Origin of the sequence: Massilia sp. H6, from assembly GCF_024802625.1 — a bacterium.
Lineage (GTDB): Bacteria > Pseudomonadota > Gammaproteobacteria > Burkholderiales > Burkholderiaceae_D > Telluria.
The window spans coordinates 1,017,548-1,043,813 of record NZ_CP103371.1; the positions used below are offsets into that span (position 1 = coordinate 1,017,548).

Consider the following 26,266-nt stretch of genomic DNA (forward strand, 5'->3'; position numbering starts at 1 on the left):
CATGATCGGTAACTACAACTACGGCACCGGCCGTCGCAAGAGTGCAGTCGCTCGCGTGTTCATCAAAGCGGGCACCGGCCTGATCATCGTGAACGGCAAGCCTGCGAACGAATACTTCTCGCGCGAAACCGGCCTGATGGTCATTCGCCAGCCGCTGGAACTGACCGGCAATGTCGAGCGTTTCGACATCAAGGTCAACGTGCACGGCGGTGGTGAGTCGGGCCAGGCAGGCGCCGTCCGTCACGGCATCACCCGCGCTCTGATCGACTACGACGCAGGCCTCAAGGGTGACCTGGCACGTGCCGGTTTCGTCACCCGTGACGCCCGTGAAGTCGAGCGTAAGAAAGTCGGCCTGCGTAAAGCACGTCGCGCAAAGCAGTTCTCGAAGCGTTAATTCGTTTCCTTGCAGCGCCCCCGGGCGCTGTGGCGAAAGCCGTCCTCCGCAAGGTGGGCGGCTTTTTGTTTTTGGACGTCGCGCGCGCGCGGCCTACCCCTGCCGCACGCATGTTTCATGGCTGTTAAAATGCAGCTTCGTCCTGGAAAGGTCATTCTTACATCACGAAGGAACAGAACATGATCAAAGTTGGCATCGTTGGCGGCACCGGATACACGGGCGTGGAATTGCTGCGGCTGTTGGCCGCGCGTCCCGACGTACAACTGACCGCGATCACCTCGCGCAAGGAAGACGGCCTCTTGGTATCCGACATGTTTCCGTCGCTGCGCGGGGTGGTCGACCTGGCCTTCTCGAGCCCGGACAAAGCCGACCTGACCCAATGCGACGTGGTGTTCTTCGCGACCCCGCACGGCGTCGCCATGGCCCAGGCCCCGGCCTTGCTGGCGGCAGGCGTCAAGGTGATCGACCTGGCGGCCGACTTCCGGCTGAAAGACCAGGCCACGTTCGAGAAGTGGTACAAGATCCCGCATACCGCGCCCGAGCTGATCGAAGAAGCCGTGTACGGCCTGCCTGAGCTGAACCGCGAAGACATCAAGAGCGCGCGCCTGATCGCCAACCCGGGCTGCTACCCGACCACGATGCAACTGGGCTTTTATCCGCTGCTCAAGGCCGGCATCATCGATGCGGGCAACCTGATCGCCGACGCCAAATCCGGCGTCTCTGGCGCCGGTCGCAAGGCCGAGATCGGCACGCTGTTCTCGGAGTCGAGCGACAACTTCAAGGCCTATGGCGTGCACGGTCACCGCCACACGCCGGAAACCTCGGCCCAGCTGGCCCGCTACACCGACCAGAAGGTCGGCCTGGTGTTCACGCCGCACCTGGTACCGATGATCCGCGGCATGCACGCGACCCTGTACGCGCGCCTGACCAAAGAGATCGACGATGCTGCGCTGCAGGCCCTGTTCGAAGATGAATACAAGGACAGCCCGTTCGTGGACGTGATGCCGTTCGGATCGCATCCCGAAACCCGTTCGACCCGCGGCTCGAACATGCTGCGCCTGGCGGTGCACCGCCCGGACGGCGGCAACACGGTCGTGATCCTGGTGGTGCAGGACAATCTGGTGAAAGGCGCTTCCGGCCAGGCCGTGCAGTGCATGAACCTGATGTTCGGCCTCGACGAAACCACGGGCTTGAGGCAGATCGCGCTGCTGCCGTAAGCTTGTCAGGGTGAAGCGGCCGGCGTTCAGACGCGGCCGCTTCACCCTCCATCGGTACTTCCATCGCTCCCCCTGCGCTTCGTACGCGCCAAGTGCGGCGCCAGCACGAACGCACAACTGAGAAGCTGCGTGCGCTCCGGCGTGCGAGGCTGGCTCATCAGGTCGCACAGGCGTTGCAGCAGCGTATTCGCCTCCGCCAGTTCATCTTTACTCAGCCACGCCTTGTTGCGCGCCGCCCATAGCTGGCGCGCGCTGCCGCTCGTGACGACCTCCGGCATGTCCAGCCCGTCATCGAAATCCTGCTGTGCCACTTTCAGCATGGCACGCGCGAACTTGCGCAGTGCATGTTTACCGGGCTCAGTATCGGTGCGGTAGGCGAGCCGCAGCGCTAGCGTACCTGCTCCCGGAAGTGCATAGCGGCGCGCCTCATCTTGATCTGCCATCGACTCCACGACCAATCCGGATTTCGCGAGCAACTTCAGGTGGTAATACAGCCCATCGACATGCCTGCCGAGCTGTAGGGAAAGCTCGGCCGCGCTGACCGGGACGCCAAGCGCGCCCAGGGTGTCGACGATCTCCTGGCGGATAGGCGAGGCAAGCGCCTCGATCAATGCCGGATCGTCGACTTGCCAGTATTCATCCTGCATGATCTTCTCCACGCAATGCGTTGTGTTGAAAAACTAGTATATTATTTCAACGACTTTTCAACAGCAAGAGCGATCAGAGCGAAGGATGATGATGACTGTGCGAATGTGGCTTCTCTCCCTGCTTGCGGTGCTGTGGTCATTCATGCAGGTGCCAACTGCAGCGGCTGACGAGGCCTCACAGACGGTCACTGCCGCCCAGTTCCGCGCCGACCTCGCCTTTATGCGCGAAACGATCGTGCGCATGCATCCTGATCCCGAATTTTCCACGAATAAACGCGCCCTGGACACGGCGTTCGACCGCCTGGGCCAGGATGTGCCGCCGCGACTGACGCGCGACGAGGCATGGCGGCGGCTCGCCTCGCTCAATCCGCTGTTTGCCGATGCCCATTTCTTGGTGGGCTACGCTGACTGGCGAGGCGATACGCTGTCTTGGCTGGCCGGTGGCGGCACCTTGTTTCCGCTAGAGGTGGAGCTCGACGAGGACGCGGAACTGTATGTGCGCCGCGCTACCCCATCGGCTGAGCGGGAGCGCATCGTGTCGATCAACGGGATCGATGCCAGGACGGTAGTGCGCACGCTGTTGGCGAAAACCCACGGCGATACGCCAAGCTTCCGGGCCAGGCTGCTGGCCCAGCGCTGGTGGCTGTTCTACTGGAAGACCTACGGAGCGCCCTTGCAATACCGCCTGGCGCTCGAGAAGGGCGGGCAGGGGCGGATAGTCGACTTGCCCGGCAGTCGCGCCGTACCCGCCTTCATGCGCGATGAAGCACAGTTCGCGCACCAATTCAATCTCGACATCCGCTGTTGCGGCAGCGCCGTGCTCACGGTCGGCAGCTTCAGCGCGTCCGACCCTGCGCCGTTCATGGCCTTCACGCACGACGCCTTCACCAAAATCCGGAATGCGGGCGTGACCTCATTGGTCATCGATATCAGCAACAATGGTGGCGGCGACGACGCGATGTGGCTGGACGGGCTCATGCCCTATCTCGCCACCACGCCCTACCGTACCGGATCGACGTACAGGGCAATGTCGCGCGCTCGGCCGGGCGTCCAGGGCGAGGTGTCGGACGGCGAAATTTCCACATGGCGCCAGCCGCAACTGAACCATCCGCTGCATTTCGGCGGCAAGATAGTTGTGAAGATTGGGCCGGCAACCTATTCTTCGGCCATTCTGTTCGCCAACGTCATGCGCGATTTCGGACTGGCCAAGCTGGTCGGTCGCGGCGGCGCGGCGCGGCGCTCGCAGTCGGGCGGGGTGCGCGGCGTCAGCTTGCCACACACTGGCCTGGTGCTGTCGCTACCGCGCTTTATCCTCGATCCCCCAGCGGGGCGCGTGCCCGGCGCCTTGCTCGAGGCGCAAGCCGCGCAGCCGGGCGAACTGTAAGCATGACGGCCGTAGCAACGCACGACCGGAAAGAGACAAGCTCGGTCGCATAAACGCGAAACAAGGAGCGTATTTTGCGTCCGGTTTCTGCAAACCCCGATCAGGAGAGCGCTTTTCTACCGAGCCGATCTAGATCAAAGTCCCACCTCTTGAGCGCGGTAAATTGACCAATGCACAGGTTGCAATGCACAGGTGAGCAAGCGTCCCGGTAACCGCCGTCGGCGCCATTCATGAGGGGTGGAACATGTTCGGTCGACAAGTAAAAAGCGAGATAGACAGCCTGGTCGGCATCTCGGCCCGGATCGAGGGCGACCTGTGCTTCACCGGGGGGCTGCGCATCGATGGCGAAGTGCATGGCAACGTGCTTGCGGCCGAAGGCGCCGACAGCATGCTGATCGTGTCCGAGCATGCCCGCATCGAAGGCGAGGTACGCTGCGCCAACCTGGTCGTCAACGGCTATATCGCCGGGTCGGTGCATTCGTCGGAACTGCTTGAATTACAGCCGAAAGGCCGCATACATGGTGATGTCCATTACCGTTTGCTCGAAATGCATGGCGGCGCCCTGGTCACCGGGAAACTGACCCATGAACCAGCCGGCGAACCGGTGTTTCATTTGGCCGACGCCGAGGCTGGATAGGCCGCCGGGTTGGCAGCCGGGTTGGCAGCGTGAGTTGCGCCAAGGGTCTATAATGGAGGTAATTTGAAATTCACCAGGAGTTCTCCATGAACGCAGTCGTCGAAGTACAAGACCTTGACACGATCCCCGTCCCGATCAACTTCACCGACAGCGCCGCAGAAAAAGTTGCACAGCTGATCGAAGAAGAGGGCAATCCCGACCTCAAGCTGCGCGTCTTCGTGCAAGGTGGCGGTTGCTCCGGTTTCCAGTATGGCTTCACGTTTGACGAAATCGTCAACGAAGACGACACCACGATGGAAAAGAACGGTGTCCAGCTGCTGATCGACTCGATGAGCTATCAGTACCTGGTCGGCGCCGAGATCGACTATAAAGACGACCTCGAAGGCGCCCAGTTCGTGATCAAGAATCCGAACGCCCAGTCGACCTGCGGCTGCGGTTCTTCGTTCTCCGCCTGAGTTTGCATCCAGGCAGCCCGCATGGCCGGGCAGTCGACGGCCCGGTTGATCCGGGCCGTTTCATTTGGCGCGGCGCTTTTTATGCCGGGTACAGCGCGCCCAGGATGCGCAGCCCACGCGCGCCGGTGACCGCCGGCAGGTTGCCCGGTTCGCGCTGGATGAAGCGGTAGCCGAGCCAGGCAAAGGCCAGCGCCTCGACCCGATTCGGCGCTACGCCCAGCACTTGCGTCGATGCCACCGCAATGCCGCCCAGCGCGCTGCCGATCTCGCGCAGCAGCGTCGCGTTATAGGCGCCGCCGCCGCACACATAGACGGCCTGCAGCGCCGCGCTTTCTTTCCGGATCGCCTCTGCAATCGTGACCGCCGTCAGGCGCGTGAGCGTTGCCATCACATCTTGTGGCGCAAGGCCGCCGAAACCTGCCAGTTTGGCATTGAGCCATTGATCATGAAACAGGTCACGCCCCGTGCTCTTGGGCCCCGGCTGGCGGAAATACGGCTCGTCGAGCAGCGCCTCCAGCAGTGGCGCATGCACCGCGCCGCTGGCGGCCCAGGCGCCGTCCGCGTCATAGGGCTTGCCCTGGTGACGGCCGATCCATAAGTCCATCAAGACATTTCCCGGGCCGGTATCGAAACCGCTGACGCGGCCGTCGCCGTGCAGCACGCTGATGTTGCCGATTCCACCAATATTGACTACCGCGCGCACCGTGCCCGGCTCGCCGAAGGCGGCCTGATGAAAGGCCGGCACCAGCGGCGCACCCTGGCCGCCGGCCGCGATGTCGCGGCTGCGAAAGTCGGCGATGACATCGATGCCGCACAATTCGGCCAGCATGGCCGGATTGTTGGTCTGGCGTGTAAAGCCCCGTTCGGGGCGATGGCGAATGGTCTGGCCGTGCACCGCAATGGCCGCGACCGGCGTTGCGGCGCATGGCAGCAGTTGCCGTACGCAGTCGGCGTAGCACAGCGCCAGGTCATTGGCGGCCAGCGCTTCACGCTCGAGCTCGTTCTCGCTGGCAGCCTGCAGTGCCATCAGTTCGCCCCGCAGTGCGGGAGGGAAGGGTGTAAAGGCGGCCGCAATGGTCTGGATGCTGCCATCGGCAAAGTCGGCCAGTACGCCATCGACGCCGTCCAGGCTGGTGCCGGACATCAGGCCGATATACAGGGTAGGGGTCTGGCTCATCGTCGCTTCCATTTGATTAATTCGGGGCTGAGCAGGCTGGGCCGGCGCTCCTGCATACTAAACGGTGCGCAAGAAAAGCGGAAGGCTGGGCGGGGCAGGTCAGCGGCGTGGTAAAGCGCGCATTTGCGCTGCGGCCGCTCTGTTACCCTGAGCGCTCACTAGCAGGAGTAAACGATGAACAAGATCGGCATGGTCGTCAGTGTTTGCTGGCTGGCGTTGGCTGGCCCGGCGCAAGCCGCGCCGGTGGTCTCGCATTTTCCGCATCAGGGGCTGGGACAGTTTTTGGCGGAACGGTTCGACCTGACGTCGATCCGGAGTTCCTTCGGGCCGCGCCGCACCATGCATCAGCGCAGCTTCGCCGATTTTCAATTGAAGCCGACCAGGGCGACGAATACGCTGGTTGAATTCGCGTATCCGGACTGGTTTTACCGGATGGTGGTGACCGAGCGGCGCGACATTAACAGCGATGGCGTCGAGGATCTGGCCGTGTGTTTTACCGACAAGGCCATGAATGGCGGCAGCTACGCTACGCAACAGAGTCTGCTGGTAACCCGCCTTTCCCCGGATGCCCACGCGATTGCCTTGAGCTTTGACACCAACGCCTGTGACGCCACGGCGGACCACGCACCCGGCAGCAAGCCGGGTGCGGCCGACCCGTCAGCCAGCGACGCGTATTACGAGGCGATCGGTCGCTTCATCTACGGCTTCCACCGAGCAGGTATTTCGCTCACGCAGCTGAACGATCCGGAACTGGCCCGCCGCGGCCCGCCCGAACTGGCCACGCGCGCGCGCAGCATGGCGCAGAAGCTCGACCGGATCCTGCACGGCGAGGTCAAGCCGCCCGAGGCCGAGCTGCAAGAAATACTAGGGGAGTCAGTCGCCATCAGTGCAGAGATTCGTTCGTGGCAGCAGGGCGGCGCCAAGTGAAAGGCCTGCCAAGCGGCAGGCATCAGCGATGAAATTCATGCTGAGCATGCCGGATAAGCCAGGCCGGTGACCAGACTTATCCGGCTGGCGGCGGGTCGTCGTTCCTGCGATTGGGCATCACGCGCGGCAAGCGCGCGGAGAAGATAACGCCGTCGTGTTCGCTCGAGCGTACCGATACCTCGCCTTCGTGGGCAGCGACGATCTGCTTGACCACGTACAGTCCCAGTCCCAGGTTTTGCGTGCGTGTCGCGGCGCGTTCGCTGGCGGGGCGAATCGCAAAACGCTTTACCGGGTCGAACAGGGTGCGCAGCTTGGATGTCGGAATCACGTCGGCATCGTTGCTGACCTCATACACCACTTCGGTCGGCAGGCCGCGCATGGCCACCTTGACCGGGGTTTCCGGGTTGCCGTGCTGAACCGCGTTGGTGATCAGGTTGGAAAACGCCTGCGACATGCGGGCGCCGTCCCAGGCCCCTTTCAGGTCGCCTTCGACCACCAGGTCGATGCGGCGGTCCGGATGGAAAGTCCGGGCTTCTTCGACCACGCCATGGCCGATCTCGGCCAGGTCCACTGTATGTGGATCGACCGGGATGCCGTCGCCCAGGTGCGTTGTGGAAAAATCGAGCAGGTCGCGGACGATTGCATCCATGCGCTTGGAGCTGTTGAAAATGCGCAGGGCGACTTTCAGCACTTTCGATGGCAGACTCTGGTCTTGCATCAATACCTGCGCGCCCATGCTGATGGCGCCGAGCGGGGTACGGACATCGTGGCCAAGAATGGCCAGGAACAGGTTCTGGGCTTCGCGCAGCATTTTTGCATAGCGCGTCATCGATTCAGTCTGGGCCTGGTCGATTGATTCGTTGAAACGGATCATGTCCTGGATGTCGCCGGCGGTCGTGATGTCGACCTGGCGTGCCCACAGGCGCAGCACGCTCGAACGCAGCGCACGGTATTCTGCCATGACATGTTCGCCAGTAAAGCCCGAGGCGACCCGGTCGGCTGCATGGATCTCGGCTGCGGTGTCGTCCGCCGCCTGCGGTCCCTGGCCCTTCGACTTGGCAATGCTTTCGTGCTCGGCCTGTGGCGTATCGAGGTCGTCGGCGACGACTTTCAGCACGGCTGCAGCATGATCACGAAGTTCTTTCTTGTTTGCATCGGCAAGCGGTGCCAGGGTCGACGCGAAGTCTTCCCATTCTTGCAAGATGCATTCAAGATTGTTGCGGATGAAGTCTGATAATTTCATTAATAGCCTGGTTGTACCGATGGGGCACGGGCGCCGTTCGGCAGCAATGTGCGCACGGCGAATAACAACTCTTCTGCAAGAAACGGTTTTCTCAAAAAGGCGTCGTAACTGGTTCCCGGGGCCGCCTTGCATTTCAGCGAGCCGCTCATCAGCAAGATGGGAAGCGGCTTGCACGATGGCCGGGCCTTGAGCTCCTGGCTCAGTTCCAGGCCGGTCATGCCAGGCATGCTGCAATCGGAAATGAGCAGCTCGGGCTCCTGGCTGGAAATAGTTTCCAGCGCTTGGGTTCCACTGGCTACCACGCTGACGTCGTAGCCATGCAGTTCCAGCATCATGGAACAGTTTTCTGCAAAGTCCGAATCATCGTCTGCTATCAGGATCATGCTGTTCTCCCTGTTGTACTCGTTTGTCGGATCATGCGTGCTCGCTGCTGGCGGACTGGCCGCCAGCGCCGGGGTTTAACGCTCAGGCACGACGATCACGGTGTCGCCGGTACGGCCCTTGTCGCCTTTTTCACCGTCATAGCCTTGCGCGCCGGTCGCGCCGGTGTTGCCGGTGTTGCCTTTAGCGCCGTCGTAGCCGGTAGCACCGACCTGGCCCTGGGCGCCTTCAGTGCCGGTGGCACCCGTGGCGCCAGTCGCGCCGGTCGCACCTGGCTGGGCTTCGGCGCCGGTGGCACCGGTAGCGCCGGTGGCGCCAGGCGCGCCGGCAGGACCGGCGACGACCTGCACTACAGGCGGTGGCGCTTCGCGCTGGCAGGCCGACAGGGTGATGGTGGCGGCGAGCGTGAGCAGAATCAGGGAATGTTTCATGGTGAATCCTTTGGTCAGGGAGTGCGGCAGCAGGCAGAACGGCTCGACGGCGTCGGGCACGCGTTCGACATGGCGGTTGGGGGAAATCGGCCGGGAGGCGCTGCCTGGGTCGACTCGACGAAGGCGGTACGGTAGCGGGGAGTGGATGCATCATGCGCTCCGGTTTGCGTTAGTTCCGTTCGGAACCGTACACAGACAGGGAGGGGGGAGGCAGGATGTGCTGGGCCAGCCAGGGGAAGCGGACCGCGATGGGGCGCTGCCGCCGTGCGCGAACGCAGGCGGCAGGCGCGGGTGTATCAGGCGCGCGGCATGCGTTCGGTAATGTCCAGCCCGATACCCCGATAGCCGGTAAACACGCTGGCGCTGTCGAACATGGGTTCGCCGCTCACTTGCAGGTATTGGATCCGTCCATCGGGCAGGGTCCGGCTGTAGACGAAGTCGAGGAAGGGCTGGCGGTTCGCGATCATGGTGTCGAGCGTGCCGCGTTGCTGCACATTCCAGCCGGCCGCAGCCTGTTCCTCGGGCGTTGCGCTGCTGATGCCGAGCATTTCTTCCACCGGACCGGAGAACTGCGTCAATTGTCCATCGGCGTCTTGCTCCCAGTACCAGTCTGACGAGAGTTCGGTAAAGCGCTGGAAACGCGCTTCGCTCTGGCGCAACTCGGCGGTGCGCTCGAGTACGGTCTGCTCGAGCAGGCGGTTGTGGTCGCCCAGCCTGCGGTACAGCAAGCGCACTTCGAGCATGTTGTGGATGCGCGTCTGCACCTCGACGAAGTCAAATGGTTTGCTGACGAAATCCTTCGCTCCCGCTTTCAGGGCGCGCAGTTTGTGTGCAGGCTGGGCCGTGATCACGAGTACCGGCAGGTAGCCACCGGTCTCGATGTGCTTGAGCGCTTCGATCACTTCGAAGCCGTCCATGTCGGGCATGTGCAGATCGAGCAGGATCAGGTCGAAATGGTGCTCCGCGTGCAGTCTGCAGACCTGGCGCGGGTCCTGCGTGGTCGTGATGTGTTGATACCCTTCATTGCGCAGCATCATCTCGAGCAGCATGACGTTCGCTTCCTGGTCATCCACGATCAGGATGGTGGCGTTCAGAATTTCGCTGGGTTCAAGCATGGATTTCCTCGAGAGTGACATCGGCTATTGTTCTTGATCATAGTCAGCCGGCAGTGGCGGACAGGTGCTGGCAGCCTGCACCAGCGCGACGTCAAGGGCATTCATGAACTCATGAACACGGATCGGTTTCGTAAGATACCGGAAGAACCCGGCTTCCAGACCTTTTTCGATATCGCGCGGAACGGCATTGGCCGACAGCGCCATGACCGGGATATGCGCCGTGAGCGGATCTTCGCGCAGGCGCTTGAGTGCCCCGTAGCCGCTCATGCCGGGCAGGTTGATATCCATCAGGATGACGTCGGGCAGGTAGGTGCGTGCCAGTTCGATGCCCAGATGGGCGTCGATCGCCGTCAGCAGTTTCAGGTCGCCGCGGCGCGCGATCAATTGTTCGACCAGCGCAAGATTGGCAGGGTTGTCCTCGACGTACAGCAAGGTCGACTGCTCGCCCAATTCTGGCGACGCCAGGCGCCGTTCGAGCGAATCCTCGTCGATGTTGCTCAGTGCCAGCGTCGGCGCTGCCGATGCCGCGAATTCCACCCAGAACACCGTGCCCTTGCCGACCACGCTGTCGACGCCAATCCGGCCGCCCATCAGTTCGACCAGCTGCTTGGTCACGACCAGTCCGATGCCGGTGCCTTCTTCGATGCTGTCGTGCTGGCCAAGGCGGTTAAATGGCTGGAACAGTTGCGCCAGCTGGTCCGCCGACAGGCCGGCGCCGGAGTCCTCGACGCTGATGCGGACGCGATCGCTGTCGTTGTCCGAGCATTCCACGATCACGCTGCCGCCGATGCCGTTGTATTTGATGGCGTTCGACAACAGGTTGATCATGACCTGCTTGATGCGGGTGCGGTCGGCATGCACATAGAAGATATTGCCGAGCTCGGGGAAGCGCATTGCAATGCCGCGCTTGGTGGCCTGCGGTTCGATCATGCCCTTGCAGTCTTGCAAGACCTCATTGATCGACATCGATTCTTGCGACATCGTCACCTTGCCGGCTTCGATCATCGACAGGTCGAGAATTTCGTTGATCAGGCGCAGCAAATACCATCCGCCCTTGAGGATCTGGTCGATCGAGCGTTGCTGGCGCGGGTCCGGGGCCGGGGTTTCCGATCCCATCAGCTGGGCAAAGCCGAGCACCGCATTGAGCGGGGTGCGCAGCTCGTGGCTCATGCTCGACAAGAATTCGGATTTGGCGCGGTTGGCCTTCTCGGCCGCTTCCCTGGCAGCGTCGAGCTCGATATTGGTTTCCTGCAGCGCGTGTTCGAACTGCTTGCGCTCGGTGACATCGCGCGCCGCGGCGAACACCCCCTGCAACTTGCGGTCGCGGTTGTGGAAGGTGGTTGCATTGAACGAGACCACGGTCTTCTTGCCGTCGCGGGCCAGCGCCGTCAACTCATAATTGGTCAACTTGCCCTCGTGCAGCACGCGGGTGATGGCTTCATCGGCGCGCTCGGGCTCGGTAAAGCAGCTCTTGAATGGTGCGCCGATCAGTTCGTCCCGGGTACGGCCGGTCAGCATCTCGGTCTGCTGGTTGACGTCGCTGATCATGCCGCGCGGGTCGGTCGTAATCAGCGGGTCGATGTTCGATTCGATCAGCGAGCGCGTGTAGAAATGCTGGTCGCGCAGGCGCTGATCAAGCAGGGCCTGTTCGGCTTCGACCTGCTTGCGCGCCGTATTGTCGGTGCCGATCAGCAGGAAACCGATCACTTCCTTGTCGGCGCCGTGCAGGGCGGTCACCGATACCAGCGCCGGAAAGCGGGTGCCGTCGGCGCGGATATAGGTCAGCTCGTAGATGTCCTCGATACCGCGCGTAGCCTTGTAGACCAGCGCGTCGAAGCCAGGACGGATCGGGACGCCGAACTCGCCGCTCAGTGCTGTCGAGCGGTCGATCAGCTCTTGTCCATCCGAAATGCTGGCTGGGGTCAGCTTGTTGACCACGTCCTCGGGTGCATAGCCGAGCATGCGCTGGGCGCCGACGTTAAAGATCTGGATCACTCCCTCGGCATCGGTGGCGATGCTCGAGAAATTGGCGCTGTTGAAGATGGCATCTTGCAGCGCGCCGGCCTTGAGCAAGGGCGCCGAGGCCACCTTTGCCTGGGTGGCGCTGCGCTGGCGCGCTCCCTGGCGGGCCAGCAGCAGCAAGCCTCCCAGCGTGCACAGCAGCAAGCCAAGGCTGGCGCCGATGCGCAGTGCCGCCGGGGCGGTGACCGCACCCTCGTCCAGGGCAATGGCGCTGACCACCACCAGTACAATAAAGGTCGCGGCCAAGGCGCTGGCCAACAGGCGCTCGACGGAAAAATGTCGTTGGTTTTTCATGGGGCTATCCGGTGGCCGCTATCAGGCCGACCGGCTCGCCGCCGATGAAGGCTGGCGTTGACGCACGTCCGACAGCAGCCGCCCGAATTCCTTCTTGACCACGCCATAGCATTCGCAGACATGGCGTTCCAGGCCGGCCCGGTCGATCACGGTGATATGACCGCGCCGCGAGCTGATATAGCCATGCGCCTGCAGCCGGCCGGCCGCTTCGGTGACGCCTTCACGCCGCACGCCGAGCATGTTGGAGATTAATTCCTGCGTCATCGTGAGCTCGCCTGTGCCGAGACGGTCGAGCGTGAGCAGCAGCCAGCGGCACAGCTGCTGTTCCACGGTGTGGTGGCGGTTGCATACCGCGGTCTGCGACATATGGGTCAGCAGGGCCTGGGTGTAGCGCAGCAGCAGGCGCATCGCCGGGCCGAAACGGTCGAATTCCTCGGTCAGGATGCGGGCCGGCAAGCGATAACCGAAGCCGCCGGTCTGGATCACGGCGCGGCTCGGCGTCGTGCTGCCGCCCATGAAGAGTGCAACCCCGAACATCCCCTCGTTACCGACACCGGCAATTTCCGATGAGCCACCGTTTTCCAGCAGGTAGTGAATCGAAATAATCGCCGTCGTCGGGAAGTACACGAAATCGATCTTGGCGCTGGATTCGCACAGCACATCGCCTAGCCTTAGCGGAACTAATTGAAGATGTGGGGCAAGGCGATCGAACTCAGGTTCGAGCAGGGCTGCGAGTAGATGGTTGTGGTTCGGGTCTTGCATGGTCGGCGCGCTGCCTGGTGATGAGAAAACTGCTAGGTCGGAGAGGGTAGCACGCAGGGGGGGATAAAACCTATAAATTTCTAGGATGAAATTTTTACGTTGTTTGAGCGCGGTACCGAACAGAGCTTGCTCATTTAACAGGAGATAGTGCAATACGGAAGCAAAACGCTGGAAACAGATGTGCTGCCGGCATTTCCTTCTCTTGCATGATGTCGTGCCGAAGTATCAGGAAGTGTTTACGGAAAGTCTCGACATGCACCTCATACCAAGCAAGACAAGTTACCCGGGAATCGCCTTCGCTCAATGGCGCCACCCACTATCGTCGCCGGCAATGATGCTGGCGAGCAGCAAGCTCATGGCCCTGGCGTGGGCATTCCAGCAACAGGGATGGGCGGCGTTTATTCCTTGCCTGATGGTGCTGGCAGGACAAATTGCCGGGCTGCGGCGCCGGCATCGGCCCGGGTCGGGCGTAAACCTGTCCAGGGCGCCAGCCCAGGCCCGCGCCCGAACAAAAAACCCCGCGGCATGCACGATGCGGCGGGGCTTTTGGCGTCAGCAAGAGCGGATCAGCGCGCTGCCATGGCATTGCCGCTTGGAGCCAGCAGCGAGAAGCGGTGATTCATGTCGGCGGCGGCCATGCGGAAGCGCTTGAGCTCCGTCGGGCTCAGGGGCTGTTGCGCCAGCGACTTGAACTTGTTCGGATCCTTGGCAGTGCCTGCTACGCGGAACTCGTAGTGCAGGTGCGGGCCGGTCGACCAGCCGGTCGAGCCGACATAGCCGATGACCTGGCCCTGGCTGATCCGGGCGCCCTTGCGCAGGCCAGGAGCGAAGCGGCTCATGTGGGCGTAGGCGGTGCTGTAGTTCGACCAGTGTTTTACAACAACCTGGTTGCCGTAGCCACCGCTATTGCCAGCGAAATCGACCGTACCGTCCGCCACTGCGCGGATCGGGGTGCCCTGTGAGGCGGCGTAGTCGACGCCCTTGTGCGCTTTCCACTTACCCGACAGCGGGTGCACGCGCATCGAGAAGCCCGACGAAATCCGCGAGAATTCCAGCGGCGACTTGAGGAAGGCCTTTTTCAATGCCTTGCCGTCCAGGCTGTAATAGCCGCCCTGTTTGGTCAGCGGATCTTCGTACCAGACCGACTGATAGCTCACGCCGCGGTTGACGAATTCGCCAGCCAGGATGCGGCCGGTCTTGACCAGTTCACCGTCGAGCCAGAAAGTTTCGTAGACGACGCTGAAACGGTCGCCGCGCTTGATGTCCGAGCGGAAGTCGATATTGGTCGAGAACATCTCGACGATCTGGCCGACCACCGAGTCAGGCATGCTGCCACCGTCGACGTTGGAGTCGGTAGCCGAGTACAGCGAGCTCTGGATTTCGCGCGAACGCATCTCGACGCGGCGCTCGAGCTTGGCCGGCGCTTCGATGGCGACGAATGCTTCACCCTTGCGCTCGACCGTCACCTGGCGGGCATCGCCACCCTTGGCATCGGCGATCGTGGCGCGCATCGACAGCAGCAGGCCATTTTCATCGGTTTCAGCCTGGACGCGCTTGCCGGTCTTGAGCGACAGCAGGCGGCGTGCGGTCTTGTCGGTGCGGACGAATTTTTGCGCTTGCGCATCGTCGACGCCAAGGCGATTGAACAGGGAGCCGATCGAATCACCAGGACGGATGCGCTCTTCGTGGACGAAGAGCTGCTCGTTTTGCTGGAGGGCAGCGATCTGGTCTGCCAGGTTCGGCATTTCCAGGTTCTGCTGGATCGATTTCACTTCGACCTCGGACGTGTCGGTAGCGATCGGTGAGACACCAATGGCGCTGAAGGCACACACGCTCAGGAACACAGCGCCGGCGCCGAGGATGCGCGCCTTGCGGGTGACCGGCACCAGTTGGAGCAGGCTTTTAGGGGTAATTTTATGTGTAATGTTCATGCAATCAGTTAAAATTTGCGGCTGAACTTCCAGGATTCCTATTTCTTGTAGATTTGAAAAGTTTTCTACAGGAAATAGAAACGGGATCGGGCATTATACCAAAAGATCTGGTCCTACAACCGCTTTAGCCAATTTCCTACAAGAATTTATGACTTTAATTGTTCCGCCGGGTAACGCTACCCCGGTGAATACTTCCGTTCCGCTGCCACTGACAGACAGGGTGCGTGAGGCGCTGGCCATTACCAAGCGCGGTGTCGATGAACTGCTGATCGAGAGCGAATTTGCCCAGAAACTGGCGCGTTCCGAGCAGACCGGCACGCCCTTGCGCATCAAACTGGGCCTGGACCCGACCGCGCCCGACCTGCATTTGGGTCATACGGTAGTACTGAACAAAATGCGCCAGCTGCAAGACCTGGGCCATCAGGTGATTTTCCTGATCGGCGACTTTACGTCGATGATTGGCGACCCGTCAGGCCGAAACGCTACCCGTCCGCCGCTGACGCGCGAGCAGATCGAGGAAAATGCCATGACCTATTTCCGTCAGGCGTCGCTGGTGCTGGACGCTTCGCGCACGGAAATTCGCTACAACTCAGAGTGGTGCGATCCGCTGGGTGCACGTGGCATGATCCAGCTTGCTTCGCGTTATACAGTTGCTCAGATGATGGAGCGTGATGATTTCACCAAGCGCTACAAGAGTGGGACACCGATTGCGGTCCACGAGTTCCTTTACCCTTTGATGCAGGGCTATGATTCGGTCGCGTTAAAGGCGGATCTCGAACTTGGGGGCACCGACCAGAAATTCAACCTGTTGGTGGGCCGTGTGCTTCAGAAAGACTACGGACAAGAGCAGCAATGCATCTTGACGATGCCGCTGCTCGAGGGCCTGGACGGCGTCGAAAAGATGTCCAAGTCGAAGAATAACTATATTGGTATTACCGAAGCGCCGAACACGATGTTCGGCAAGCTGATGAGTATTTCCGATGACATGATGTGGAAGTACTACAACCTGCTGTCCTTCCGTTCGCTCGCCGAGATCGAGGCGGTCAAGGCCGGGGTGGCGGGCGGCGCCAATCCGCGTGATGCGAAAGTGGCTCTCGGCAAGGAAATCGTGGCGCGCTTTCACTCGGCCCAGGCGGCCGAGGACGCGCTGGCCGACTTCGTCAACCGCTCTAAGGGCGGCATCCCCGACGATGTGCCGGAAATCAGCCTGTCCGGAGCGCCCATGGGCGTGGCGCAATTGCTGAAGCAGGCGGGCCTGTGCGCGTCGACCTCGGAAGCGATGCGCATGATCGACCAGGGCGGGGTGCGCGTCGATGGCGCCGTCATCAGCGACAAGGCGCTCAAGCTCGACGCCGGCACCTTCGTGATGCAAGTGGGTAAGCGCAAGTTTGCCCGTGTGACCTTTGGCGCTGCTCCGGTCGAATGATTGGTCTGCTGCAACGTGTCAGTGAAGCCAGCGTGCGTGTCGATGGCGCCGTGGTTGGCGCCATCGGTGCCGGCCTGATGGTGCTGCTGTGCGCCGAAAAGGGCGATACCGAGCGCGAAGCCGATGCCTTGCTGGCCAAGCTGCTGGGCTACCGGGTGTTTCCGGACGAAGCCGGCAAGATGAACCGCAGCATTACCGACACCGCCGGCGGCTTGCTGCTGGTGCCCCAGTTTACCCTGGCGGCCGACACCCGGTCGGGCACGCGTCCCTCGTTTTCGCCGGCGGCCGCGCCAGAAGACGGGCGGCGTTTGTTTGACCATATCGTGCGCACGGCGCGTCAACGGCATGGCATCGTTGAAACCGGCCAGTTCGGGGCCGACATGAAAGTTGGCCTGGTGAATGACGGGCCGGTGACTTTCTGGCTTCAGGTTGATCCGGTCGGTATCGCGCGTTGAATTGCACCGAAACCGGCGCCCATTGCGCTTGTCAATAGCAATAGGGGGGAGGGCGTATGCGAATCTGGAGCGATTCATTCATCGAAGGCGAGGCAATTGCGCCCGAATGCGCGTTTGCGGTCGTCGATCCGGCCAGGCACCTCAGGCTGTCCAGTAACCGCAGCCCGCATCTTGCCTGGGACGATATTCCGCCCGGCAGCAAGTCGCTGGCCCTGATCTGCCACGACCCCGATGTGCCCGCAAGTAGCGAATTGGTCAACCAAGAGGGCAAGTCTGTTCCTGATACCCTGCCGCGGGTCGACTTTTTTCACTGGACGCTGGTCGACATCCCGGTGGTCATCAAATCCTTCCCGGAAGGTGTGTTCTCCGACATGGTGACTCCCCACGGCAAGCCGGGGCCGCTCGTGCCGTTCACGATCAAGAACGGCACCGAACACCAGTTGCGTCACGGAATCAACGACTACACGGCCTGGTTCGCCAGCGACCCGGACATGGCCGGCGAATATTATGGCTATGACGGGCCTTGCCCCCCCTGGAACGACGAGCGGGTGCATACGTATGTCTTCACCCTGTATGCGCTCGACATTGCGCGCCTGCCGCTCGAAGGCAGCTTTACCGGTGTTCGGCTGCGCCAGGCCATTCGCGGCCACATCCTGGACGAAGCGCGGACCTTCGGCACCTATACGCTTAACCCGGCGCTGCACCCGACGCCCAACCCAGCGCCCGATCCGGCCTTTCCACCTTCCTTCACCACCTGACACACTAATCCGCCCCGAGGTTCGGGCAAATGGACCTCATGCTTTCGAACGACAAGGCGTCACAGCCCACCACCATTTTATTGATCCGTCATGGCGAAACCGCCTGGAACGCCGAGCGGCGGCTCCAGGGTCATCTCGACATTGCCCTGAATGCCGCAGGCGAGCGCCAGGCTGCGCTGCTGGCCGCCGCGCTGGCTCCCGAGCGGATCGATCGCATCATTTCCAGCGACCTGGCCCGGGCGCGCCAGACTGCCGAGGCCATCGCCCGTGAACGCGGCATGGGCGTCGGCACCGATCCGGCGCTGCGCGAGCGCTGTTATGGCGGCTTCGAAGGCATGCTATACAGCGAGATTGCGGCCCGCTTCCCGGTGGAATTCGCGGCCTGGCAGGCCCGTGACGTCGATGGCGTCTTGCCGCCAGGAACAAACCGAGGCGAGAGTTTCCGCCAGTTTTACGACCGGGTAACGGCGGCGATACTGCACCATGCCGCCATGCATCCCGGCCAGACGCTGGCGCTGGTGGCCCACGGCGGGGTACTCGAATGCGCCTACCGCGCGGCTCTGGGCCTGTCGCTGGAAACCGCGCGCGATTTCAAGGTACTCAATGCCAGCGTGAACCGGTTCGCGGTGGAAAAGGGTGAATTGCGGCTGATGAGCTGGGGCGAGGTGGGCCATCTTCAGCCGGCTGTCCTGGATGATTTGACTTAAGTTCTAATTGGACAACGTGCCCGTCTGTATTGGCGCAAACGGCAATCAAGCTGCACCTTGCCAGCTGAAGATCTAGCGCCACCCATCCCTTCTGCCAATATCACACAAACAACACACCCCAAAAATTCTGCCGATAATTTGAGCAGCGAATGAGGTAAAATAATAGGTTCCCCGAGAAACTTCTGAGATTTCCGCTTTGCAAATCGGACCTTATATCCTGCGTAATAACGTCTTCGTCGCTCCCATGGCCGGGGTGACGGACCGGCCGTTTCGCCAACTGTGCAAGCAGCTCGGCGCCGGTTACGCCGTGTCCGAGATGGCGGCGTCGAACCCGCGCCTGTGGGCCAGCGAAAAGACCTCGCGCCGCACCGACCACACCGGGGAAATGGAACCGAAAGCGGTGCAGATTGCCGGTGCCGATCCGAAAGATCTTGCCGATTGCGCAAGGTTCAACGTCGAACGCGGTGCCCAGATCATCGACATCAACATGGGTTGCCCGGTCAAGAAGGTGTGCAACAGCTGGTGCGGCTCCGCGCTGCTGCAGCACGAAGACCTGGTCGAGCGCATCCTGCACGCCGTGGTGGACGCGGTGGACGTGCCGGTCACGCTGAAATTCCGCACCGGCTGGGATCGTCAGAACAAGAATGCACTGCGCATCGCGCGCATTGCGGAACAGGCCGGCATCCAGATGCTGACCCTGCACGGCCGTACCCGCGCCGACGGCTACAAGGGCGACGCCGAATACGACACCATCCGCGCCGTGAAAGCCTCGGTGCGCATACCGGTGGTTGCCAACGGCGACATCACGACGCCGGAAAAGGCGAAATTCGTGCTCGACTACACCGGCGCCGATGCCGTGATGATCGGCCGCGCCGCCCAGGGTCGCCCCTGGATCTGCCGCGAGATCGACCATTACCTGCGCACCGGCGAACACCTGCCGGCGCCGCTGGTAGAAGAAGTGCGCGCGCTGATGAACGAACACTTACCGGCGCATTACGCTTTCTATGGCGACTTTGTCGGCGTACGCTCGGCCCGCAAGCACATCGGCTGGTACGTGCAAGACCTGCCCGGCGGCGAAGATTTCCGCCAGCGCATGAACTTGCTGGAATCGACGGCCGAGCAACTGGCGGCGGTCGATATGTTTTTCAGTTCGCAGCTTGAGCTGGGCGAGCGGTTACAATACCGCCCCGCGCTACGCGACGCGCTACGCGACGCACTAAACGACGCGCTCCCTGCCGATGCGGCAATGGCAGCATGAACAAGCAGTGCATAAAAACAGAATCAACGGGGACACGCTGCGTTAGCAGCGCGAGAACATTAACCAGGATGAAGCAGCAGAGAACATGAGCAAAGAAAGTATCCAGGAAGTTGTCCAGAAAAGCCTCGAGGATTATTTCAACGATTTGGGCGAGCAAAAGCCGACGAACATCTACGACATGATGGTCCTGACGGTGGAAAAACCTGTCCTCGAAGTGGTGATGACGCGCGCCGATGGCAACCAGTCGCACGCGGCGCAGATGCTGGGCATCAACCGGAATACCCTGCGCAAGAAACTCCAGGAGCACGGGCTGCTCTAAGGTATTGCATGGCGTGGGCCGTGCGTTGGGGCGCGGCCGGTACAAGGTCCGCGCGCCCGGACGCACCAATTCTCAACAACAGGCCACACCATGATCAAACAAGCACTCATTTCCGTCTCCGACAAGACTGGCGTCCTCGATTTCGCGAAGGCGCTGGCGACTCTCGGTGTTAACATCCTGTCCACCGGCGGCACCGCCAAGCTGCTGCAAGAAAACGGCGTGCAGGTGACAGAAGTCGCTGACTACACCGGCTTCCCGGAAATGCTCGACGGCCGGGTCAAGACCCTGCACCCAAAGGTACACGGCGGCATCCTGGCGCGCCGCGACTTTCCCGAGCACGTCGCCAAGCTGGAAGAACACGGCATTGGGCAGATCGACATGGTCGTTGTTAACCTGTATCCATTCCAGCAAACCGTCGCCAAGCTCGACTGCTCGTTGGAAGACGCGATCGAAAACATCGACATCGGCGGCCCCACCATGCTGCGCTCGGCCGCCAAGAACCACCGCGACGTGGTCGTGATCTGCGATCCGTCCGACTACGGCGTGGTGTTGGCGGAAATGAAAGGCACGGGCGCCAGTGCCGGACCGGTCAGCACCGAAACCAAATTCCGCCTGGCCAAGAAGGTGTTTGCGCACACCGCGCAATACGATGGCGCCATCACTAACTACCTGACCAGCCTGGGCGACGACCGCCTGCATGCCACCCGCACCAGCTATCCGCAGACCCTGAACATGAGCTTCGAGAAGGTCCAGGACATGCGCTATGGCGAGAACCCGCACCAGGGCGCCGCGTTCTACCGCGACCTGGTGCCGGGCGCCGGTGCCCTGGCCGCGTATACCCAGCTGCAGGGCAAGGAACTGTCGTACAACAACATCGCCGATGCCGATGCGGCCTGGGAATGCGTCAAGTCGCTAGGCGGAATGCAGCAGCCGGCCGGCTGCGTGATCGTCAAGCACGCCAACCCTTGCGGCGTGGCGATCGGCAGCGATGCACTGGACGCCTACGCGCGCGCGCTGCAGACCGATCCAACCTCGGCCTTCGGCGGCATCATCGCCTTCAACGTCGAAGTCGACGCCCGCGCGGCCCAGGCCATCTCCCAGCTGTTCGTCGAGGTGCTGATCGCGCCATCGTTCACCGCCGAAGCGCGCCAGGTGATGGCAGCCAAGCAGAACGTGCGCCTGCTCGAAATCCCGCTGGGCGACAGCCAGAATCCCTACGACGTCAAGCGCGTCGGCGGCGGCCTGCTGGTGCAGGCGCCGGACGCCAAGAACGTGGGCTTGGGCGAACTGCGTGTGGTCAGCAAGAAGCAGCCGACCCAGCAGCAACTGCAAGACATGATGTTCGCCTGGCGCGTGGCCAAGTTCGTGAAATCGAACGCAATTGTGTTCTGCGCCAACGGCATGACGCTCGGCGTGGGCGCCGGCCAGATGAGCCGTATCGACTCGGCCCGCATCGCCTCGATCAAGGCCCAGAATGCTGGCCTGTCGCTGGCCGGTTCGGCTGTAGCCTCGGACGCCTTCTTCCCGTTCCGCGACGGGCTCGACGTGGTGGTCGATGCAGGCGCGACCTGCGTGATCCATCCGGGCGGCTCGATGCGCGACCAGGAAGTGATCGACGCGGCCGATGAGCGCGGCGTTGTGATGTTGTACACGGGCACCCGTCACTTCCGTCATTGATGTTGCAAGGTGGGCGGCGCGTCCGCCCACCTTTGTCCCGATCGCCATCGCAAGCCTCGCCTACCCATCACCTGTGTTTTTACACAGTATTTTTCCCACTAATGCGCTGGCGCCGTATATCATTCCACAATGATTATTCTCGGCATCGACCCTGGCCTGCGCACGACGGGCTTCGGCGTCATTGAAAAACACGGCACGACACTGCGCTATATCGCATCCGGCACCATCAAGACGGGCCTGGAAGGCGCACTGCCGCCGCGGCTCAAGGTCATATTGAAGGGTGTCAGCGAGATCATCGCCGCCTACCAGCCTGGCTGCGCGGCCATTGAAAAAGTGTTTGTGAACGTGAATCCGCAATCGACGCTGCTGCTGGGGCAGGCGCGTGGCGCGGCGATCACGGCCCTGGTTGGCGCCGACCTCGAGGTTGCCGAATACACCGCGGTGCAGGTCAAGCAGGCCGTGGTCGGTACCGGCAGGGCGGCCAAGGCGCAAGTGCAGGACATGGTCGCGCGCCTGCTCAAGTTGCCCGGCCTGCCCGGGAGCGACGCCGCCGACGCGCTCGGCGTGGCCATCTGCCACGCCCACAGCATCGACACCCTGGCCCTGCTCGGCGCGCTCACCGCCAGCACCACCACGCTGCGCATGAAGCGCAGCCGTCTCGTCTAAAAACAAAAGGAAACAGCGATGATCGGTCGAATCGAAGGCATCCTGCTCGAAAAAGCGCCGCCTCACGTGCTGGTAAATTGCAACGGCGTCGGCTATGAAATCGACGTACCGATGAGCACCTTCTACAACCTGCCGCATACCGGCGAACGGGTGGTGCTGTTTACCCACCTGATCGTGCGCGAAGACGCGCACCTGCTGTTCGGCTTCGGCACTGGCTCTGAACGCGCGCTGTTTCGCCAGCTGATCAAGATCACCGGCGTCGGTGCACGCATGGCGCTGTCGATCCTGTCTGGCATGACGGTGGCCGAGCTGTCGCAGGCCGTCACCTTGCAGGAAACCGGGCGCCTGGTGAAGGTGCCGGGCGTGGGCAAGAAGACCGCCGAGCGCCTGCTGCTCGAACTCAAGGGCAAGCTCGGCGCCGACCTTGGCATGGTGGCCGGCGCCGTGCGCGACGACGCCCAGGCCGACGTACTCAATGCGCTGGCCGCGTTGGGGTATTCTGACAAAGAAGCGCTGCTCGCGACCAAGAACATGCCGACAGGCAGCTCAGTTTCCGACGGCATCAAATTTGCGCTCAAGGCGCTCTCCAAAGCATAAGCAATGAGCATCCAGACCGACAATTTCACCGAACAGCGCGTCATCGACGCGGCTCCGGCGTCGCCCAACGAAGAGGCGATCGAACGCGCCTTGCGCCCGAAGCAGCTCGAAGAATACGTTGGCCAGGAAAAGATCCGTGCCCAGCTCGAGATCTTCATCCACGCCGCGCGCAACCGCCGCGAAGCGCTCGACCACACGCTGCTGTTTGGCCCACCTGGCCTGGGCAAGACCACGCTGGCGCACATCATCGCGCGCGAGATGGGCGTCAACCTGCGCCAGACTTCGGGCCCCGTGCTCGAGCGTCCGGGCGACCTGGCAGCGCTGCTGACCAATCTCGAGCGCAACGACGTGCTGTTCATCGACGAGATCCACCGCCTGTCGCCGGTGGTCGAAGAGATTTTGTACCCGGCGCTAGAGGACTACCAGATCGACATCATGATCGGCGAAGGCCCGGCCGCGCGTTCGGTGAAACTCGACCTGCAGCCGTTCACGCTGGTCGGCGCCACCACCCGCGCCGGCATGCTGACCAACCCGCTGCGCGACCGCTTCGGCATCGTCGCCCGGCTCGAGTTCTACAACGTCGACGAGCTGACCAAGATCGTTACCCGCAGCGCAGCGCTGCTGGGCGCCCCGATCGACCGCGACGGCGCCCACGAAGTGGCCCTCCGCGCGCGCGGCACGCCGCGGATTGCCAACCGCCTGCTGCGGCGCGTGCGCGACTATGCCGAAGTCAAGGGTAACGGCGAGATCACCAAGTCGGTCGCCGACCTGGCGCTGAAGATGCTCGACGTCGATTCGGTCGGCTTCGACGTGATGGACCGTAAGCTGCTCGAAGCGGTGCTGTTCAAGTTCGGCGGCGGGCCGGTTGGCATCGGCAACCTGGCGGCGGCCATCGGCGAAGCGGCCGACACCATCGAAGACGTGCTCGAACCCTTCCTGATCCAGCAAGGCTATTTGCAGCGCACCCCGCGCGGGCGCATCGCCACCCCGCTGGCCTACCGGCACTTCGGCGTAGCCGCCCCGCGCATCAGCCCGACGGGCGATTTGTGGGACAGCCTGCCGCCGGCGTAAGGACAGCGGCGGCGCTGCGCGTCAGGACTGCTCGACGATGTCCAGCGTGTGGCGGGCAATCATCAACTCTTCGTTCGCGGGCACCACCCACACCGATACCGCGCTTGCCGCCGCGCTGATGCGCACCACGCTCTTGCCGGGGGCGGCATTGGCTTGCGCATCGATCTGCACGCCCAGCCAGTCCGCGGCGCGGCACACGGCGGCGCGCAGTGCGACGCTGTTTTCGCCGATTCCACCCGAAAACACCAGGGCGTCGATGCCGCCGAGCGCCGCCGCCATCGAACCGAGCTCGCGTCCGATCCGGTACACCATCAGGTCGATCGCCAGCTGCGCGCGCGGCGCCTCGCTGGCCTCGAGCGTGCGCATGTCGGACGAGATCCCGGACACCCCCAGCAGGCCGGATTGCAGGTAAAGCAGATCCTGGACCGCCGCCACATCCATTCCGAGCTGGTCGATCAGGTAGAGCACCACGCCCGGATCGAGCGCCCCGCAGCGGGTCCCCATCGGCAAGCCGTCGATGGCGGTAAAGCCCATCGAACTCGCCACGCTGCGCCCGGCATGCATCGCGCACATGCTGGCGCCGTTGCCGAGGTGCGCCGCCACTACCCTGGCGCCGGCCAGCGCCGGTTCGGCCTGCGGCAGGCGACTGGCGATGTATTCGTACGACAGGCCGTGGAAGCCATAGCGGTGGATGCCAAGCTCGGTGATCTCGGGCGGCAGCGCAAACGCTTGCGCCAGTGCGGGTTGCGAACGGTGGAAAGCGGTATCGAAGCAGGCAACCTGCATTACGCCCGGCGCCATCTGCATCGCCGCCCGCACCGCGGCCAGGTTATGCGGCAGGTGCAAGGGCGCCAGCGGTACCAGCTTGTCGAGCTCGGCCAATACCGCTTCGCTTACGCGTACCGGTCCGCTGTACAGCGCGCCGCCATGCACGATGCGGTGCCCGACCGCGCGCAAGCCTTGGTCGCCGCCGCCGCCGCCGCTGCGGCTACTGCTATCGAGAAAGGCGAGCAGGGCCTGCATGCCCGCCGCATGATCGAGCGCCTGCGGCCACGACTGTTCGTGCACGGTGTCATGCGCCGCATCCTGCACCAGGAACCGCGTCGGCCCAGTCTGCAGGTTCTCGACCAGCCCCTTGAGCAGCAAGTCGGCGGCCCCGCTCTCGTACAGCGAAAACTTGATGCTCGACGAGCCCGTGTTCAGGACCAGGATCTGGCCGGTGGACGCCATCGGCTCAAGCCCCCAGCAGGCGTTCACCGGCCAGCTTTCGATGCGCGACCAGCACCGCCACCGCGCACGAAGCAAGGCGCGCTTCTACCGAATCCGAGCGGCTGGTCAGGATGATCGGCACCCGGGCGCCGAGCACGATGCCGGCGGCCCCGGCTCCCGCCATGAAGCTCAGGCTCTTGGCCAGCATGTTGCCTGCCTCCAGGTCGGGGGTGACCAGCACGTTGGCGCGCCCGGCCACCGGCGAAACCAGGTTTTTCATCGCCGCCGCTTCCGGGTCGATCGCATTGTCCATCGCCAGCGGCCCGTCGAGCAGGGCGCCGGTGATCTGGCCACGGTCTGCCATCTTGCACAGCGCCGCAGCGTCGATCGTGGCTGGCATCTTGGGGTTGACCGTTTCCACTGCTGCCAATATGGCGACCCGCACTTCTTCAAAATCCAGCACGTGCGCGAGGTCGATGGCGTTTTGCACGATGTCGACCTTGTCGGCCAGGGTTGGAATGATATTGACCGCGGCATCGGTGATGATCAGGGGTTCGGGGTGTCCCGGCACCTCCATCACGAAGCAATGGCTCAAGCGCCTGGCGGTGCGCAGGCCGGTAACGCCATTGATCACGGCGCCCATGAGCTCATCGGTATGCAGGCTGCCCTTCATGAGTGCCTCCACCTGGCCCGCCCGCACCAGTTCGACGCCGCGCGCGGCCGAGGCATGACTATGCGGCGTGTCGATCAATTCGAGCATGCCGATATCGAGCTCGCCCTCGTCCGCGGTGCGCAGGATGCGGCTGCGCGGCCCGATCAGGACCGGAACGATCAGCCCGATCTTGAAGGCGTCCAGCGCAGCTTCGAGCGACGAGCGGTCGCATGGGTGCGCCACGGCGACCCGCACGGGCCCGACGCGGCGGGCGGCGTCGATCAACCGGTCGAACTGTGGATGCGGCGTGGTCATGGCTCCTCCCAAAGGTAACAGCGGCGAGCATAGCAGTAATGCTGGAGCGGACGCGGACGCGTGCGCGGGCATGGCTGCGGTGTGCCGCAGGTTGCCAGTAAAGTGGCCGTTATGACAAATGTCACCCCAAACTGATGGC

27 protein-coding genes are annotated in these 26,266 nt (G+C 62.7%); 16 read left to right on the plus strand and 11 right to left on the minus strand.

Features of this window, described 5'->3' with window-relative positions; genetic code table 11:
• Position 1 precedes the first annotated feature (1 nt).
• Together rpsI and argC are read left to right on the plus strand one after the other, a co-directional pair.
• Positions 2-394, plus strand: coding sequence for a 30S ribosomal protein S9 (gene rpsI, locus NRS07_RS04540; protein ID WP_259211456.1), 393 nt, complete (start codon positions 2-4; stop codon positions 392-394).
• Positions 395-573: 179 nt separating this feature from the next.
• The gene (gene argC, locus NRS07_RS04545) at positions 574-1,611 is read left to right on the plus strand and encodes an N-acetyl-gamma-glutamyl-phosphate reductase (protein WP_259211457.1); all 1,038 of its coding nucleotides are present in this window, start codon (positions 574-576) and stop codon (positions 1,609-1,611) included.
• A gap of 41 nt (positions 1,612-1,652) precedes the next feature.
• Here the strand turns inward: argC and NRS07_RS04550 are convergent, their stop codons facing one another.
• Positions 1,653-2,258: a helix-turn-helix domain-containing protein gene (locus NRS07_RS04550; protein ID WP_259211458.1), complete on the minus strand. Its 606-nt coding sequence runs from the start codon at positions 2,256-2,258 to the stop codon at positions 1,653-1,655.
• Positions 2,259-2,361: 103 nt separating this feature from the next.
• Between NRS07_RS04550 and NRS07_RS04555 the strand changes: the two genes are divergently transcribed.
• The 3 genes from NRS07_RS04555 to erpA all read left to right on the plus strand — a co-directional run bounded on the left by NRS07_RS04555 (position 2,362) and on the right by erpA (position 4,734).
• The gene (locus NRS07_RS04555; protein WP_259211459.1) at positions 2,362-3,642 is read left to right on the plus strand and encodes a S41 family peptidase; all 1,281 of its coding nucleotides are present in this window, start codon (positions 2,362-2,364) and stop codon (positions 3,640-3,642) included.
• Between the two features lie 244 nt (positions 3,643-3,886).
• Positions 3,887-4,279 (plus strand): polymer-forming cytoskeletal protein, encoded by a 393-nt coding sequence (locus NRS07_RS04560; protein ID WP_259211460.1) that lies wholly within the window; start codon positions 3,887-3,889, stop codon positions 4,277-4,279.
• 86 nt (positions 4,280-4,365) lie between these two features.
• A complete protein-coding gene (gene erpA, locus NRS07_RS04565) occupies positions 4,366-4,734 on the plus strand; it encodes an iron-sulfur cluster insertion protein ErpA (protein ID WP_259211461.1) in 369 nt (122 codons plus the stop codon).
• A gap of 79 nt (positions 4,735-4,813) precedes the next feature.
• Here the strand turns inward: erpA and NRS07_RS04570 are convergent, their stop codons facing one another.
• A complete protein-coding gene (locus NRS07_RS04570) occupies positions 4,814-5,911 on the minus strand; it encodes an anhydro-N-acetylmuramic acid kinase (RefSeq protein WP_259211462.1) in 1,098 nt (365 codons plus the stop codon).
• Positions 5,912-6,085: 174 nt separating this feature from the next.
• Between NRS07_RS04570 and NRS07_RS04575 the strand changes: the two genes are divergently transcribed.
• Positions 6,086-6,838: a hypothetical protein gene (locus NRS07_RS04575; RefSeq protein WP_259211463.1), complete on the plus strand. Its 753-nt coding sequence runs from the start codon at positions 6,086-6,088 to the stop codon at positions 6,836-6,838.
• A 76-nt stretch (positions 6,839-6,914) separates the two neighbouring features.
• Here the strand turns inward: NRS07_RS04575 and NRS07_RS04580 are convergent, their stop codons facing one another.
• The 7 genes from NRS07_RS04580 to NRS07_RS04610 all read right to left on the minus strand — a co-directional run bounded on the left by NRS07_RS04580 (position 6,915) and on the right by NRS07_RS04610 (position 15,017).
• Complete coding sequence (locus tag NRS07_RS04580) at positions 6,915-8,081, minus strand: sensor histidine kinase (RefSeq protein ID WP_259211464.1); 1,167 nt, start codon at positions 8,079-8,081, stop codon at positions 6,915-6,917.
• Positions 8,081-8,464 carry a response regulator gene (locus tag NRS07_RS04585; protein WP_259211465.1) on the minus strand — a complete coding sequence of 128 codons (384 nt, stop codon included), beginning with the start codon at positions 8,462-8,464 and terminating at the stop codon, positions 8,081-8,083. Before NRS07_RS04585 ends, NRS07_RS04580 begins: the two co-directional genes overlap by 1 nt.
• A gap of 75 nt (positions 8,465-8,539) precedes the next feature.
• Positions 8,540-8,893, minus strand: a complete 354-nt coding sequence (locus NRS07_RS04590; protein WP_259211467.1) for a collagen-like protein — start codon at positions 8,891-8,893, stop codon at positions 8,540-8,542.
• 296 nt (positions 8,894-9,189) lie between these two features.
• Positions 9,190-10,008 carry a response regulator gene (locus NRS07_RS04595; protein WP_259211468.1) on the minus strand — a complete coding sequence of 273 codons (819 nt, stop codon included), beginning with the start codon at positions 10,006-10,008 and terminating at the stop codon, positions 9,190-9,192.
• Positions 10,009-10,032: 24 nt separating this feature from the next.
• A complete protein-coding gene (locus NRS07_RS04600; RefSeq protein WP_307729918.1) occupies positions 10,033-12,324 on the minus strand; it encodes a PAS domain S-box protein in 2,292 nt (763 codons plus the stop codon).
• Positions 12,325-12,345: 21 nt separating this feature from the next.
• A complete protein-coding gene (locus NRS07_RS04605; protein ID WP_259213003.1) occupies positions 12,346-13,086 on the minus strand; it encodes a Crp/Fnr family transcriptional regulator in 741 nt (246 codons plus the stop codon).
• A 566-nt stretch (positions 13,087-13,652) separates the two neighbouring features.
• The gene (locus NRS07_RS04610; RefSeq protein WP_259211469.1) at positions 13,653-15,017 is read right to left on the minus strand and encodes a M23 family metallopeptidase; all 1,365 of its coding nucleotides are present in this window, start codon (positions 15,015-15,017) and stop codon (positions 13,653-13,655) included.
• A 148-nt stretch (positions 15,018-15,165) separates the two neighbouring features.
• Here NRS07_RS04610 and tyrS point away from each other — a divergent pair, with 148 nt between their 5' ends.
• The 10 genes from tyrS (at position 15,166) to ruvB (ending at position 23,951) form a co-directional block, all read left to right on the plus strand.
• Positions 15,166-16,443, plus strand: a complete 1,278-nt coding sequence (tyrS, locus tag NRS07_RS04615) for a tyrosine--tRNA ligase (RefSeq protein WP_259211470.1) — start codon at positions 15,166-15,168, stop codon at positions 16,441-16,443.
• Positions 16,440-16,898 (plus strand): D-aminoacyl-tRNA deacylase, encoded by a 459-nt coding sequence (gene dtd, locus NRS07_RS04620; protein ID WP_259211471.1) that lies wholly within the window; start codon positions 16,440-16,442, stop codon positions 16,896-16,898. Before tyrS ends, dtd begins: the two co-directional genes overlap by 4 nt.
• Positions 16,899-16,954: 56 nt before the next feature.
• Complete coding sequence (locus tag NRS07_RS04625; RefSeq protein WP_259211472.1) at positions 16,955-17,656, plus strand: YbhB/YbcL family Raf kinase inhibitor-like protein; 702 nt, start codon at positions 16,955-16,957, stop codon at positions 17,654-17,656.
• A 29-nt stretch (positions 17,657-17,685) separates the two neighbouring features.
• A complete protein-coding gene (locus NRS07_RS04630; protein ID WP_259211474.1) occupies positions 17,686-18,363 on the plus strand; it encodes a histidine phosphatase family protein in 678 nt (225 codons plus the stop codon).
• A 196-nt stretch (positions 18,364-18,559) separates the two neighbouring features.
• The gene (gene dusB, locus NRS07_RS04635) at positions 18,560-19,621 is read left to right on the plus strand and encodes a tRNA dihydrouridine synthase DusB (RefSeq protein ID WP_259211475.1); all 1,062 of its coding nucleotides are present in this window, start codon (positions 18,560-18,562) and stop codon (positions 19,619-19,621) included.
• An 85-nt stretch (positions 19,622-19,706) separates the two neighbouring features.
• Positions 19,707-19,940, plus strand: coding sequence for a helix-turn-helix domain-containing protein (locus NRS07_RS04640; protein ID WP_027865797.1), 234 nt, complete (start codon positions 19,707-19,709; stop codon positions 19,938-19,940).
• A gap of 90 nt (positions 19,941-20,030) precedes the next feature.
• Complete coding sequence (purH, locus tag NRS07_RS04645; protein WP_259211477.1) at positions 20,031-21,617, plus strand: bifunctional phosphoribosylaminoimidazolecarboxamide formyltransferase/IMP cyclohydrolase; 1,587 nt, start codon at positions 20,031-20,033, stop codon at positions 21,615-21,617.
• A gap of 129 nt (positions 21,618-21,746) precedes the next feature.
• Complete coding sequence (ruvC, locus tag NRS07_RS04650; RefSeq protein ID WP_259211479.1) at positions 21,747-22,283, plus strand: crossover junction endodeoxyribonuclease RuvC; 537 nt, start codon at positions 21,747-21,749, stop codon at positions 22,281-22,283.
• 18 nt (positions 22,284-22,301) lie between these two features.
• The gene (gene ruvA, locus NRS07_RS04655; protein WP_259211480.1) at positions 22,302-22,880 is read left to right on the plus strand and encodes a Holliday junction branch migration protein RuvA; all 579 of its coding nucleotides are present in this window, start codon (positions 22,302-22,304) and stop codon (positions 22,878-22,880) included.
• Positions 22,881-22,883: 3 nt separating this feature from the next.
• Positions 22,884-23,951 (plus strand): Holliday junction branch migration DNA helicase RuvB, encoded by a 1,068-nt coding sequence (gene ruvB, locus NRS07_RS04660; RefSeq protein ID WP_259211481.1) that lies wholly within the window; start codon positions 22,884-22,886, stop codon positions 23,949-23,951.
• Positions 23,952-23,972: 21 nt separating this feature from the next.
• Here ruvB and NRS07_RS04665 read toward each other — a convergent pair whose 3' ends face one another.
• Together NRS07_RS04665 and NRS07_RS04670 are read right to left on the minus strand one after the other, a co-directional pair.
• Positions 23,973-25,181 (minus strand): acetate/propionate family kinase, encoded by a 1,209-nt coding sequence (locus tag NRS07_RS04665; RefSeq protein ID WP_259213005.1) that lies wholly within the window; start codon positions 25,179-25,181, stop codon positions 23,973-23,975.
• Between the two features lie 4 nt (positions 25,182-25,185).
• Positions 25,186-26,127: a phosphate acetyltransferase gene (locus NRS07_RS04670; RefSeq protein ID WP_259211482.1), complete on the minus strand. Its 942-nt coding sequence runs from the start codon at positions 26,125-26,127 to the stop codon at positions 25,186-25,188.
• Between the last annotated feature and the right edge of the window lie 139 nt (positions 26,128-26,266).